We start from the raw sequence: 13,752 nt of genomic DNA on the forward strand, positions 1-13,752 counted from the left end.
GTATAAAAAAATCAATAGTAAACAAACAAGACGTTAATAAAGATTTAAAAATTAACATCTTTAATTTTTTTTATCACATTTTTAACATAAAAAAGGGGTTTTCCTCTTAAATTTTAACATAATTAACTTAAATTTAGTCATCCTAAATTAGTATTACACCTTCAGCCAACACTAAAAAACCATGCATTTTTATTAGCTCTTTTAACTAACCAAAATTCACTCATTTTTTTATACGTTTGTAACTTAAAATAGCTCTTAAATAGGCTCTCATTATTTTGTTTATCCATACCCTTTATGCTTGATCAATTACACAGAAAAATAGACATACAAAAAACACCTAAAAAAATCATATCTCTGGTTCCAAGTCAAACTGAATTATTGGTTGATTTAGGTTTGGAAGATCAAATTATCGGAATTACTAAATTTTGCATACACCCTATTCACTTAAGAAAGACAAAAACTATTGTTGGAGGTACAAAAAATATTAAGATTGATAAAATCAAAGAACTTCAACCTGATATTATATTATGTAATAAAGAAGAGAACACTAAAGAAATTGTTGACGCTTGTGAAAAAATAGCTCCAACACATGTTTCCGACATATTTACGCTAGATGATGCGAAGGAACTTATTCATCAATATGGCGAAATTTTTGCTAAAAGGACAGAAGCTTCTAAAATTATTTTAAAACTAGATTTTAAACTCAATGACTTTAAAGAATTTATCCAATTTAAAGAAAAAAAGAAAGTAGCTTATTTTATTTGGCGAAAACCATGGATGGTAGCAGCAAACAATACTTTTATAAATCATTTACTTGAACTCAACAATTTACAAAACATATATACTAACAAAGAGCGTTATCCTGAAGTTGAATTAAAAAAAATACGATTAGAGGGTGATCCAGATTTGGTTTTTCTCTCTTCTGAACCTTATCCGTTTAAAGACGAACATGCTTTTGAGGTAGGGCGATTCACCCATCATGCAAAAACTGTATTTGTAGATGGTGAAATGTTTTCTTGGTATGGGAGTAGATTGTTAAAAGCTTTTGATTATTTTAAAAAGTTACATAACAGGATTCACCGTTAATTCATTATCTAAATATTTTAATCTATTTAGTTTCTCCAATACTTTCATTGCTTTAAATGCAGAACGATCACTTTTACACTCGTCTTCATATTTATAATCATTAGCTCTTTCAACCAATTTATTATACCTCTCCTCAAGATGCTTTCTATACCTATGTAATTGACTAATTCTTGACATTATAAATCTGGTTAAAGGAACAATAAATATACATAATTATTTGAAAAACAGCTACATAAATTTAGATTAATTTAAAAAAAAGGAAAAAACCTATTCATAAAAAAAGACGCTCGTTGAACAGGCGTCTTTTACTTAGATAATTTTAAAATTTATCTATTATCTTGTAATGCAAAAACTCGTCTTAACAAATCTGTATTTCGTAATCCTACTTTTTCTCTAATTCCTTTTTCCTCTACTGCAATCATAGTAAACACTCCTTTCAACGCTTCTGAAGTAACATAATCTGTTAAATCAGGATTTACTTTTTTAACAAAAGGTATACTATTGTATTTAGTAATTAAATCTGTCCAAATCTTATCTGCCCCTACTTTAGAAAAAGAATTCTTGATAACAGGATTAAATTGTCCATAGAGTGCTTGTGATGTTTTCCCTTCTAAATAAGTTGTTGCTGCGTTTTGTTCTCCCAACAAAATGTTCTTGGCATCAGCAAACGTAATCCCTTTTACCGCATCTACAAAAATAGGAGTTGCAGTCTTCACAGCATCTTCTGCTGTTCTATTAATAGCTCTTAACCCTTCGTCTGCTAGAGAACTAAGTCCTATTTTCCTAAGTCCTTTATCTACTACTTGTAATTCTTTAGGTAATAAAATTTTTACAAGTTCATTTCTATAAAAACCGTCTTTTGCCGTTAACCTAGACACTTGATTTTGAATTCCATTATCTAATGCCTGACGTAAACCTGCTCCAATTTGTTCTTGTGTTAAAACTCCTCCTTGTGGTAATTGATTAACTACTTTTTGTAACTCTGCACAACCAGTTAACAGAATTACAAAAACGAATGCTATAATTTTTTTCATCTAACTTAATTTATACCTTTAAGATACATTTACTTGGTAAAAGTCACTATTTTTTAAAACTATCGGTTTTTTTATCATATCCGTACGGACAATGTTTACAACCATTTTTACAACAATATCCACGTCTAAGGTGGTAAGCTTCTTTAAAAACACGATATCCTTGTTCATTTGTATAATACTCATCAGGATTCGGTTTTAAGATTTTATTTCTCATAGTGCAAATATCATAAAAAAATACGTTAAGTAATTTCTAAAACAAACTACTTAACGTATTTTCAAAACGAACTAAATAATCATTATTTTTTATCCCAACCTGGAGGATATTTTGACATAATCTCTTTTACAAATTCTTTAATACGTTCTTCTTTTTTCTCAGCATTACGAATTTTAAGTGCTCCAGTACCAATTCCTTGCCAAACCAACTCTTTATTCTTAGCATCAATAATATCTAAAAATAAAGTACCTTCAGTATACTGGTTTACATTCAATCGATTAGCTCCTCCCCACATCCATGGGTTCCAGCCCCAACCATAACCCCAGCCCCAGCCGAAATTATTGTCATTTATATTTATACGCTCTCTAGATTTTGTAAACAAGCTTACTAAAACATCTGGATTAGACGATTTTGTCATCCCTTTAGCAACTAATTCTGCTTCTACAGCACGCATAATTCTTTTTTTGTCCAAATCTGAAATTGGCGCTTTATCAATTCCAGTTTTATAAAACGCAAAGGTTTTATAGTTGTTAAAATTTGCTTTTGTATCATAATCGGTTGCAACTTTCACAGAACTGCATGATGTTACAAGCAAAGCAATAATTGGTAGTACTAGTAATTTTATTTTTCTCATTTTTCTTAGGGTTTATACATTTTCTAATAATGCATCATCCACTAAGTTTGGTAAAGTTACTTTTAAGTTCGGCTCAACATTCATGGCACGTTTAATGGCAAAAACTGCTTCTTCATTTCTTGCCCAACTTCTACGCGCTATCCCGTTATTAACATCCCAGAAAAGCATTGATTTTAAGCGTCTTGATGCATCTAAACTACCATCAAGAAGCATGCCAAATCCACCGTTCATTACTTCTCCCCATCCTACACCACCTCCGTTGTGTATTGAGACCCATGTTGCACCTCTAAAACTATCTCCAATTACATTATGAATAGCCATATCTGCTGTAAAACGAGAACCATCATAAATATTTGAAGTTTCTCTATATGGTGAATCTGTTCCTGAAACATCATGATGATCTCGACCTAATACAACTGGACCAATTTCTCCTCTTTCAATTGCTTCATTAAATGCTTGTGCTATTTTCATACGTCCTTCAGCATCCGCGTATAAAATACGTGCCTGAGACCCTACAACTAGTTTATTTTCCTGTGCTCCTTTTATCCACTGAATATTATCAGCCATTTGCTGCTGAATTTCTTCAGGTGAATTTTTCATGATTTCTTCTAAAATTTCACAAGCTATTGCATCTGTTTTTGCCAAATCTTCTGGTTTTCCAGAAGCACATACCCAACGGAACGGTCCAAAACCATAATCGAAGCACATTGGTCCCATAATATCTTGTACATAACTCGGATATTTAAATTCTCTTCCTAAGGTAGGGTTTGAACTCATAACATCTGCCCCGGCTCTGCTAGCTTCTAATAAGAATGCATTTCCATAATCAAAGAAATAAGTTCCTTTCTCCGTGTGTTTATTAATAGCTTTCGCATGGCGACGTAAGGTCTCTTGAACTTTTTCCTTGAACAATTCTGGATTATTAGCCATCATTTCGTTAGACTCTTCAAACGACATATCTACAGGATAATATCCTCCCGCCCAAGGATTGTGTAATGATGTTTGATCTGAACCTAAGTCGATATGGATATTTTCTTCAGCAAACTTCTCCCACACATCCACTACATTCCCTAAATAAGCTAAAGAAACAACTTCTTTATGCTCTTTTGCTTTTCTTACGCGTGCTACCAGTTCATCTAAATCTGTTATCTTCTCGTCAATCCATTTTTGATCTAAACGTACTTGCGTTATTTTTGGGTTTACCTCAGCACAAACAGTAATACAACCCGCTATATTTCCTGCCTTAGGTTGGGCTCCACTCATCCCTCCTAAACCAGCAGTAACAAATAAGTTTCCTTTTGGAGATTTCCCTAACTTTCTAAATCCATTTAAAACAGTAATTGTTGTTCCATGCACAATTCCTTGCGGCCCAATATACATATAACTACCAGCTGTCATTTGTCCATACTGAGTAACTCCTAAGGCGTTGAATTTCTCCCAATCGTCTGGTTTCGAATAATTCGGAATCATCATTCCGTTTGTTACTACAACTCTCGGTGCATCTTTATGAGATGGAAACAAGCCCATTGGATGTCCAGAATACATTACCAAAGTTTGCTCATCTGTCATTTCCGACAAATACTTCATAGTTAACAAATACTGAGCCCAGTTAGAAAACACCGCTCCATTACCTCCATAAGTTATTAATTCATGTGGATGCTGGGCTACGGCATAATCAAGGTTATTTTGAATCATTATCATAATTGATCTTGCCTGCAATGATTTCCCTGGATATTCTTCAATTGGACGTGCATACATCTTGTACTCTGGTCTCAATCGATACATATAAATGCGTCCGTACTTTTCTAATTCTTCCTTAAACTCAGGAAGTAATTCTGCATGATGTTCTTTATCAAAGTAACGCAAGGCATTCCTTAATGCTAGCTTCTTTTCTTCATCAGTTAAGATTTCTTTACGTTTAGGAGCATGATTTATAGTGGTATCATATTCCTTCTTAGGAGGTAATGTATTAGGTATTCCTTGTTGAATTTGTTCTTTAAATGTCATAATACTTTCTTTTTAAACTATAAATTATGCTACTTTGAAATCTTTGTTCTTCACCATCGTTACTAAGATATTAATATCATCTTTTAGCACACGATCTTCTTCTAACTTTGCTACTTTACTCCTAACCAAAGAGAAATTTTCTTCAATGATTTCAGAAAACGTGTTAGGCCTCCTAAAATCCATTGCTTGAGCAGCATACATTAGCTCAATTGCAAAAATCTTATCTAAATTCCCTAAAATTTGATTGAATTTTCTTCCCGAAATACTTCCCATAGACACGTGATCTTCTTGTCCTAGTGAAGTAGGAACACTATCTGCAGATGGAGGAAAACATAAGGACTTATTTTCAGTAACTAATGCCGCAGTAGTATATTGAGGAATCATAAAACCTGAATTCAAACCTCCTGCTGTTGTTAATAATCTAGGTAACCCATACTTACCTTCCAATAATAAGTAACAGCGTCTATCTGAAATATTTCCTAATTCTGCTGCTGCAATAGAAGCATAATCTAAAGCCATAGCTAAAGGTTGTCCATGGAAATTACCTCCTGAAATTGCTTCTGTTTCACTTAATACAATTGGATTATCTGTTACAGAGTTCATTTCAATCTCAGCCAATTCATTTAAGTGATTGAAAGCATTTCTTGAAGCTCCGTGTACTTGTGGCATACATCGAATTGAGTATGGATCTTGTACGCGTTCACATTCTAAATGGTTTTCAACATTTTGAGATCCTCTTAGCAACATTCTTATACGTTCAGCAACTTTTAAGTTTCCACTAAAAGGTCTAATAGTATGTAATTCTTCTCTAAAAGGAGAAGCACTTCCTTGAAACCCTTCTAAACTCATAGCTCCAGCAACATCTGCCAAATCTAAAAGGTATTCCATTTTCTTCAATCCTAAGATTGCATGTGACAGAATGAATTGTGTTCCATTAATCAAACCTAGTCCTTCTTTAGCCATTAAAGTTAAAGGTTTCAAACCGTGATTAGCTAACACTTCCTTTGCTGGTAAAATTTTATTTCCTACCCAAAATTCTCCTTCTCCGAGTAATGGTAAGAACAAATGAGATAAGGGTGCTAAATCACCCGACGCTCCAACTGAACCTTGTTCTGGAACAATTGGCAACATATCATTCTCTATAAAGTATACAATCCTTTCTATCATTTCTAAACGAACTCCAGAAAATCCTTGACATAATGCATGTACTTTACATATCATCATTATTTTCGACAAAATCTTATCAATAGGATTTCCTACTCCAACGGCATGCGTTATTAGTAAATTCTCTTGTAACTTACTAGTTTCCTCTGGAGTAATCTGCACATCACATAAAGGTCCAAAACCAGTATTAATTCCGTAAACGGCAGCATCAGAATTTGCCATTGTTTCTACTTTTCTTCTACATACATCTACCTTCTCTTTAGCTTCTTCTGTTATTACTGCCTCTAATGTGCCTTTAGCAATAGCAATTACCTTATCTACCGTTAAATGATCTATTCCGTATTTAAACATATTCTTTACTTCGTTTTTTACAAAATTACCTGTATTTTTGATGCTTAACAATATCATCTACATCAATTATTAATAACTATGGGTTATCAAATTGAATTAAGACATTTACGATATTTTCTAGCAGTTGCTGAAGATTTACATTTCAGAAAAGCTGCAGATCGTTTGTTTATTTCGCAACCTGGTTTAAGCAGACAAATCAAACAAATGGAAGAAGATTTAGATATCCAACTTTTTGAAAGACACAATAGAAAAGTTGTATTAACTCCTGCAGGAATATATTTAAAAAACGAATTTACTCGTAACTTGAAAAATCTTGACAATATTATTAATCATGCAAAACTATTACAGGAAGGAAAGCATGGAAAATTAGAATTTGGTTACGTAGGCTCTGCAATGCACAATATCATCCCTAATTTACTAATTCAATTCAAAAAGGAACATCCACATATCCAGTTTGGTTTAAAAGAGATGGACAATCAAAAACAAATTGAAAGCCTGCTACATCAAAAAATAGATATTGGTTTTGTTCGATTGGACCGGGTTCCTAGAGGATTGGATATTCTACCTATTTTAAAAGAAAACTTTTGTTTGGTGCTTCCTAAAGACCACCCTATTGACAAGAGTAGCTTCAAGTCTTTAAACCAATTAAAAAACGAGTCTTTTATTCTATTCGATCCTTCCTACAGTCCTTCCTATTATGAAAAAGTAATGCAAATCTTTACAGATAGTGGGTTCGCTCCAATTGTATCACATAACACCATTCATGCGGCATCCATTTATAAATTAGTAGAAAACAACTTTGGTTTATCCATTGTTCCTAAATCTTTACAACAAGGATACAATATGAATGTAAAATTCATTGAATTAGACACCATAAAACAACACACAACGCTTTCCGCTGTATGGGATAAAAACAATAGAAACCCCTTATTAAACTCACTTATAAAAGTAATTTCGAAAACATCATAAGTTGCATTTATTTTAAATTAATTACTTTTACAACTGTATTTTTGCAATTGATATAACTATGATATTTATTTCTAAATATATGGTTCCTAAAGGTTTTATAGGAATTACCCTATACCCTTTTATCTTTTTAAAACGAAAGGATTTAAAGCACGACTCTGAACTTATCAATCATGAAAAAATACACTTAAAACAACAAAGAGAACTACTCATTGTATTTTTTTATCTTTTCTATTTCATTGAATGGGTTATTAAATTATGCATCTATAGAAGTTCTAGTTTGGCTTACAAAAATTTAAGTTTTGAACGAGAAGCTTATATCAACGAATCTAATTTATACTATTTGGAAAATCGAAAATTTTGGGCTTTTATTAACTATATATAATTCCTAAAAAAACCTCATTTTCTTTATTATTTCCGTAAATTGCGTACCCGAAAATCAAGACAATTTACGAATGGAACAAATAGCTCCTTATAAACCAAAACATAAAGTAAGAATTGTAACTGCAGCCTCTTTATTTGATGGACACGATGCAGCGATTAATATAATGCGTAGAATTATACAGTCTACTGGGGTTGAAGTAATTCACTTAGGACATGACAGAAGTGTAGAAGAAGTAGTAAACTGTGCTATACAAGAAGATGCCAATGCTATTGCTATGACATCTTACCAAGGAGGACACAATGAATATTTTAAATATATGTACGATCTATTACAAGAAAAAGGTGCTGGACATATAAAAATATTTGGTGGTGGTGGTGGAGTAATCCTTCCTGAAGAAATTAAGGAATTAATGGATTACGGTATTACTCGTATTTATTCTCCTGATGATGGTCGTGAGTTAGGGCTTCAAGGAATGATTAACGATTTAGTTGAGAAATCTGATTTTGCTATTGGTGACACCTTAAATGGTGAAGTAAACAAACTAGTCGACAAAGAAATTGGTAGTATTGCTCGTGTAATTTCTTCTGCTGAAAACTTCCCTGAAGTTGCAAAAGAAACTTTAGATAATATTCACGAAAAAAATAAAAACTCTAAAACCCCTGTATTAGGTATAACTGGTACTGGAGGTGCAGGAAAATCAAGTTTAGTTGATGAATTAGTTCGTCGTTTTTTAATTGATTTCCCAAATAAAACAATCGGATTAATTTCTGTAGATCCGTCAAAAAGAAAAACAGGAGGTGCTTTATTAGGTGATCGTATTCGTATGAATGCTATTAATAATGAACGTGTGTATATGCGTTCATTAGCAACACGTCAATCTAACCTAGCCTTATCTAAATATGTTAATGAAGCTGTTGAAGTACTAAAAGCAGCAGAGTTTGATTTAATTATTTTAGAAACTTCAGGTATTGGACAATCAGATACTGAAATTATAGAACACTCTGACACTTCTTTATACGTAATGACTCCAGAATTTGGTGCTGCTACGCAATTAGAAAAAATTGACATGCTAGATTTTGCTGATTTAGTAGCTATTAACAAATTCGATAAGCGTGGTGCTTTAGATGCTTTGCGTGATGTAAAGAAACAATACATGCGTAACAACAACTTATGGGATGTTCATATGGATGACATGCCTGTATTTGGAACTATTGCTTCTCAATTCAACGATCCAGGTATGAACTCGCTTTATAAAGCTATCATGGATAAGCTGGTTGAAAAAACCGGAGCAGATTTACAGTCTACTTTTGAAATCACAAAAGAAATGTCTGAAAAAATATTTGTAATTCCTCCGGCAAGAACACGTTATTTATCTGAAATTTCAGAGAACAATAGAGCTTATGATAAAAAGGTAGATGCTCAAGAAAAAGTAGCTCAAAAGTTATATGGAATTTATAAAACTATTGAAAGCGTTTCTGAATCTACTATTAGTCTAGATAAATCAGGAATAGAACAAAATTCTATTCACTCAACTGAAGAGAATTCAGACTTTTTAAAATTATTAGTAGCCGAGTTTGATCGAGTAAAAATGGATTTAGATCCTTATAACTGGGAGGTTATTTTAAACTGGGACACAAAAGTTAAAAAATATAAAGATCCTATTTACACGTTTAAAGTACGTGATAAAGAAATCAAAATTGAGACACACACCAAGTCACTTTCTCATTCTGATATACCAAAAGTAGCCTTACCTAAATATAAAGCTTGGGGAGACCTATTACGTTGGAACTTACAAGAAAATGTTCCCGGTGAATTTCCATATGCATCAGGACTGTATCCATTCAAGCGTACTGGAGAAGACCCTACAAGAATGTTTGCAGGAGAAGGAGGACCTGAAAGAACTAACAGACGTTTCCATTACGTAAGTTTAGGAATGCCCGCAAAACGTTTATCGACAGCTTTTGACTCGGTAACTCTATATGGTAACGACCCTGGACATAGACCTGATATTTATGGTAAAATTGGTAATGCTGGAGTTTCTATTTGCTGTTTAGACGATGCTAAAAAACTATATTCTGGTTTTGATTTAAGTCATGCCATGACATCCGTTTCTATGACTATTAATGGTCCAGCCCCAATGTTACTAGGTTTCTTTATGAATGCTGCTATTGATCAAAATTGTGAGAAATACATTAAAGAACATGGTTTAGAGGCGAAAGTAGAAGCCAAATTAAAAGAGTTATATGATAATAAAGGTATTGATCGCCCGAAATATAATGGTGACTTACCAGAAGGTAATGATGGATTAGGTTTATTACTTTTAGGAGTCACTGGAGATCAAATTTTACCTGCAGATGTGTATGCTGAAATTAAAGCAAGTACACTTGCACAAGTTCGTGGAACTGTTCAAGCAGACATCTTAAAAGAGGATCAAGCTCAAAACACTTGTATTTTCTCTACAGAATTTGCTTTGCGTTTAATGGGAGATGTACAGGAATACTTTATTGAGAAAAACGTAAGAAACTTCTACTCTGTTTCTATTTCTGGATACCATATTGCAGAAGCTGGTGCCAACCCAATAACTCAATTAGCGTTAACATTAGCTAACGGATTTACCTATGTAGAGTATTATTTATCAAGAGGAATGGATATAAATAAGTTTGGTCCAAACTTATCATTCTTCTTTTCAAATGGTATCGATCCAGAATATGCAGTTATAGGTCGCGTTGCTCGTAAAATTTGGGCAAAGGCATTGAAATATAAGTACAATGCAAACCCAAGAGCACAAATGTTAAAATATCATATTCAAACTTCTGGACGTTCGTTACACGCACAGGAAATTGACTTTAACGATATTCGTACAACATTACAAGCTTTGTATGCTATTTACGATAACTGTAATTCATTACATACAAATGCTTATGATGAAGCCATTACTACTCCTACAGAGGAAAGTGTAAGAAGAGCCATGGCAATACAGTTGATTATTAATAAAGAATTAGGATTAGCGAAAAACGAAAATCCAATACAAGGTTCATTCATTATTGAAGAATTAACCGATTTAGTTGAAGAAGCAGTGTTAACAGAGTTTGATAGAATCACAGAACGTGGTGGAGTTTTAGGAGCAATGGAAACGATGTACCAACGTTCTAAAATTCAAGAAGAAAGTTTATACTATGAAACTTTAAAGCATACAGGTGAATTCCCTATTATTGGAGTTAATACTTTCTTAAGTTCTAAAGGATCTCCAACAGTAACTCCACAAGAAGTAATTAGAGCAACTGAGGAAGAGAAACAATTCCAAATAAAAACTAAAGAAAACTTAAACGAAGCTAATGAAGCGAAAGTTGCTGAAGAGTTAGCTAAAATTCAGAAAGCCGCTATTCAAAATGAAAACATTTTTGAAAATCTGATGGAAGCTTCTAAAGTATGTTCTTTAGGTCAAATTACTGCTGCTTTGTTTGAAGTTGGTGGTCAATACAGACGAAATATGTAAAAAGCATCGAGCTTTTTAATAACTATTTACAAACCCTCACTATTTTGTGAGGGTTTTTTATTAAAATTGAGCTATGAATTTGCACCTTATATTTGAATATTTAGCATTTTTTATTGCATACAGATATTACGTTTATCTAAAGAAAAAGAACTCAGATCATATTTCATCAAATAATAGATTGTCTATTATTTTGGGAGCTGCCATTGGTGCTTTTCTAGGCTCACGACTCATCGGGCTGTTTGAAAACCCAGCTGATATGTTTGTTAAAAACATACTAGAGTTACTCAATACAAAAACTATTATGGGTGGACTTTTTGGAGGGCTCATTGGTGTAGAACTTTGTAAAAAAATCATTGGTGAATCTCAATCTTCAGGAGATTTATTTACTTTTCCTATTATCTTGGGAATTATTATTGGGCGTATAGGCTGCTTTTTATCTGGAGTTAATGAATTTACCTACGGAAAAGAAACACACTTTTTTTTAGGAATGGATCTTGGTGATGGTTTAAACAGACATCCAATTGTACTTTATGAAATTCTATTTTTAATACTATTGCTATTGGTATTACATAAAATAAAAAATCAAAATTCTCTTACATCTGGAATGTTGTTCAAACTATTTATGGTTAGCTATTTTGGTTTTCGATTTCTTATCGAATTCTTAAAACCAAATGTATTTTTTATTTACGGATTGAGTACCATTCAAATTTTATGTTTAACTTGTTTGATATATTATAGAAAAGTCTTTACTAAAATAAATAGCATAAAAATTGCCAGTTAGAAATTACACCTATTACGATTATACCTTAAGCCTTTGTCCAGAATGCTTAAAACGTGTCGATGCCAAAATTGTTTTTGAAAATGAACATGTATACATGTTAAAACGTTGCCCAGAACACGGCAACTCCAAGGTTTTAATTGCTGATGATATTGAATATTATAAAAATATTAGAAACTACAACAAACCATCAGAAACTCCCTATACTTTTAACACCAAAACAATGTATGGTTGCCCATATGATTGTGGACTATGTCCTGACCATGAGCAACATTCGTGTTTAACTATCATAGAGGTTACCGATCGATGTAATCTTTCCTGCCCAACATGTTACGCAGGTTCTTCTCCTTCTTATGGACGGCATAGAACTCTTGAAGAAATTAAAGAGATGCTAGATACTGTTGTTAAAAACGAAAAGGAACCTGATGTTGTTCAAATTAGTGGAGGTGAACCAACATTACATCCTCAGTTTTTTGAAATTCTCGATTACGCTAAATCCCTTCCTATTCGTCATTTAATGGTAAATACCAATGGGATTAAAATTGCAAAAGAAAAAGACTTCGTAAAACGTTTGAAAGAATACAGTCCAGATTTTGAAATTTATCTTCAATTTGATTCTTTTAAAAATGAAGTACTACAATCACTTCGAGGAGCTGATTTAACCGAAATAAGAAAAAAAGCCATTGAAAACCTAAACGAGGTAAACCTTTCAACGACATTGGTGGTTACCTTACAAAAAGGACTCAATGATGATGAAATAGGTAAAACCATTGAGTATGCATTACAACAACCGTCAGTAAGGGGTGTTACTTTTCAGCCCACACAAATTGCTGGAAGATTAGAGAATTTTGACCCAACTAAAGACCGAATTACTCTTACAGAAGTTCGTAGAAGAATACTTGAACAAACTTCGATTTTTGAACAAGAAGACTTACTTCCTGTTCCTTGTAATCCAGATGCTTTAGTAATGGGGTATGCTCTAAAATTAGACAATGAAGTTTTTCCTTTAACTCGTTACATAAATCCAGATGATTTATTAAACAACAGTAAAAATACCATTGTGTACGAACAAGACGAACATTTACATGGTAAAATGATTGAACTGTTTAGCACTGGAAACTCGGTTGAATGTGCAGAAGAAAACTTAAAATCTATATTATGTTGTTTACCTAAAATAGACGCTCCAGAACTCGGTTATAACAATTTATTTAGAGTTATTATCATGCAATTTATAGATGCTTACAATTTTGATGTCAGAGCTATTAAAAAATCATGTGTTCATATTGTTAATAAGGATAATAAAATAATTCCTTTTGAAACTATGAATTTACTTTACAGAGATGACAAACGACAACAACTAGAAACTTTAAGAAAATTATGATGTTAGAAATTGATTTATCGGGTATATTCATTTTTTTATTCCTAATAATGCTTGGACCATCCTTACTTTTTGCAGGAATTGGACTCGCTTTAAAAAAGAAAAAACCTAAAAGCAGTAAAGTATTTTTTATTCTTGCCGTAGTCTATTTAATTATATCATTAGGCACTTGTGGTTCTATGATGTTAGGTTAAAAAGCATATATATTACCCTTTACACAAGGTATGGAATGTTAAAAAACAACCGTTTTTGCATGGCA

The 13,752-nt window shown here is 32.7% G+C and carries 12 protein-coding genes; 6 read left to right on the plus strand and 6 right to left on the minus strand.

The window, feature by feature from the left end; all coding sequences use genetic code 11:
• The first annotated feature begins 294 nt into the window (after window positions 1-294).
• Window positions 295-1,086, plus strand: a complete 792-nt coding sequence (locus ABNT22_RS15255) for a helical backbone metal receptor (protein ID WP_348717810.1) — start codon at window positions 295-297, stop codon at window positions 1,084-1,086.
• Here ABNT22_RS15255 and ABNT22_RS15260 read toward each other — a convergent pair.
• The 6 genes from ABNT22_RS15260 to hutH all read right to left on the minus strand — a co-directional run bounded on the left by ABNT22_RS15260 (window position 1,063) and on the right by hutH (window position 6,490).
• Entirely contained in the window at window positions 1,063-1,263 is a 201-nt protein-coding gene (locus ABNT22_RS15260; protein ID WP_299107365.1) for a Lacal_2735 family protein, read from the minus strand. The genes ABNT22_RS15255 and ABNT22_RS15260 overlap by 24 nt on opposite strands.
• A gap of 149 nt (window positions 1,264-1,412) precedes the next feature.
• Window positions 1,413-2,120: a DUF4197 domain-containing protein gene (locus tag ABNT22_RS15265; RefSeq protein WP_348717809.1), complete on the minus strand. Its 708-nt coding sequence runs from the start codon at window positions 2,118-2,120 to the stop codon at window positions 1,413-1,415.
• A 46-nt stretch (window positions 2,121-2,166) separates the two neighbouring features.
• Window positions 2,167-2,334, minus strand: coding sequence for a DUF5522 domain-containing protein (locus ABNT22_RS15270; protein WP_348717808.1), 168 nt, complete (start codon window positions 2,332-2,334; stop codon window positions 2,167-2,169).
• An 82-nt stretch (window positions 2,335-2,416) separates the two neighbouring features.
• Window positions 2,417-2,968, minus strand: coding sequence for a DUF4136 domain-containing protein (locus ABNT22_RS15275; RefSeq protein ID WP_348717807.1), 552 nt, complete (start codon window positions 2,966-2,968; stop codon window positions 2,417-2,419).
• A gap of 12 nt (window positions 2,969-2,980) precedes the next feature.
• Window positions 2,981-4,975 (minus strand): urocanate hydratase, encoded by a 1,995-nt coding sequence (locus ABNT22_RS15280; RefSeq protein WP_348717806.1) that lies wholly within the window; start codon window positions 4,973-4,975, stop codon window positions 2,981-2,983.
• Window positions 4,976-4,999: 24 nt separating this feature from the next.
• Complete coding sequence (hutH, locus tag ABNT22_RS15285) at window positions 5,000-6,490, minus strand: histidine ammonia-lyase (RefSeq protein WP_348717956.1); 1,491 nt, start codon at window positions 6,488-6,490, stop codon at window positions 5,000-5,002.
• A 78-nt stretch (window positions 6,491-6,568) separates the two neighbouring features.
• Here hutH and ABNT22_RS15290 point away from each other — a divergent pair, with 78 nt between their 5' ends.
• The 5 genes from ABNT22_RS15290 to ABNT22_RS15310 all read left to right on the plus strand — a co-directional run bounded on the left by ABNT22_RS15290 (window position 6,569) and on the right by ABNT22_RS15310 (window position 13,687).
• Window positions 6,569-7,459: a LysR family transcriptional regulator gene (locus ABNT22_RS15290; RefSeq protein ID WP_348717805.1), complete on the plus strand. Its 891-nt coding sequence runs from the start codon at window positions 6,569-6,571 to the stop codon at window positions 7,457-7,459.
• A gap of 452 nt (window positions 7,460-7,911) precedes the next feature.
• On the plus strand, window positions 7,912-11,337 hold the full coding sequence (locus tag ABNT22_RS15295) for a methylmalonyl-CoA mutase family protein (protein WP_348717804.1): 3,426 nt from the start codon (window positions 7,912-7,914) through the stop codon (window positions 11,335-11,337).
• 73 nt (window positions 11,338-11,410) lie between these two features.
• Entirely contained in the window at window positions 11,411-12,118 is a 708-nt protein-coding gene (locus ABNT22_RS15300; protein WP_348717803.1) for a prolipoprotein diacylglyceryl transferase family protein, read from the plus strand.
• Window positions 12,108-13,496 carry a radical SAM protein gene (locus tag ABNT22_RS15305; RefSeq protein WP_348717802.1) on the plus strand — a complete coding sequence of 463 codons (1,389 nt, stop codon included), beginning with the start codon at window positions 12,108-12,110 and terminating at the stop codon, window positions 13,494-13,496. Before ABNT22_RS15300 ends, ABNT22_RS15305 begins: the two co-directional genes overlap by 11 nt.
• Entirely contained in the window at window positions 13,493-13,687 is a 195-nt protein-coding gene (locus ABNT22_RS15310; protein WP_348727162.1) for a hypothetical protein, read from the plus strand. The genes ABNT22_RS15305 and ABNT22_RS15310 overlap by 4 nt, the downstream gene beginning before the upstream one ends.
• The last annotated feature ends 65 nt before the right edge of the window (window positions 13,688-13,752 follow it).

Origin of the sequence: Tenacibaculum sp. 190130A14a (assembly GCF_964048965.1) — a bacterium.
Classification (GTDB): Bacteria; Bacteroidota; Bacteroidia; order Flavobacteriales; family Flavobacteriaceae; genus Polaribacter; species Polaribacter polynesiense.

Bases quoted from the DNA above. Each gene is read 5' to 3' on its own strand.
- ABNT22_RS15280 (WP_348717806.1), bottom strand. From the start codon at position 4,975: ATGACATTTAAAGAACAAATTCAACAAGGAATACCTAATACATTACCT.
- ABNT22_RS15295 (WP_348717804.1), top strand. From the start codon at position 7,912: ATGGAACAAATAGCTCCTTATAAACCAAAACATAAAGTAAGAATTGTA.
- hutH (WP_348717956.1), bottom strand. From the start codon at position 6,490: ATGTTTAAATACGGAATAGATCATTTAACGGTAGATAAGGTAATTGCT.
- ABNT22_RS15300 (WP_348717803.1), top strand. From the start codon at position 11,411: ATGAATTTGCACCTTATATTTGAATATTTAGCATTTTTTATTGCATAC.
- ABNT22_RS15270 (WP_348717808.1), bottom strand. From the start codon at position 2,334: ATGAGAAATAAAATCTTAAAACCGAATCCTGATGAGTATTATACAAAT.
- ABNT22_RS15260 (WP_299107365.1), bottom strand. From the start codon at position 1,263: ATGTCAAGAATTAGTCAATTACATAGGTATAGAAAGCATCTTGAGGAG.
- ABNT22_RS15310 (WP_348727162.1), top strand. From the start codon at position 13,493: ATGATGTTAGAAATTGATTTATCGGGTATATTCATTTTTTTATTCCTA.
- ABNT22_RS15275 (WP_348717807.1), bottom strand. From the start codon at position 2,968: ATGAGAAAAATAAAATTACTAGTACTACCAATTATTGCTTTGCTTGTA.
- ABNT22_RS15290 (WP_348717805.1), top strand. From the start codon at position 6,569: ATGGGTTATCAAATTGAATTAAGACATTTACGATATTTTCTAGCAGTT.
- ABNT22_RS15265 (WP_348717809.1), bottom strand. From the start codon at position 2,120: ATGAAAAAAATTATAGCATTCGTTTTTGTAATTCTGTTAACTGGTTGT.
- ABNT22_RS15255 (WP_348717810.1), top strand. From the start codon at position 295: ATGCTTGATCAATTACACAGAAAAATAGACATACAAAAAACACCTAAA.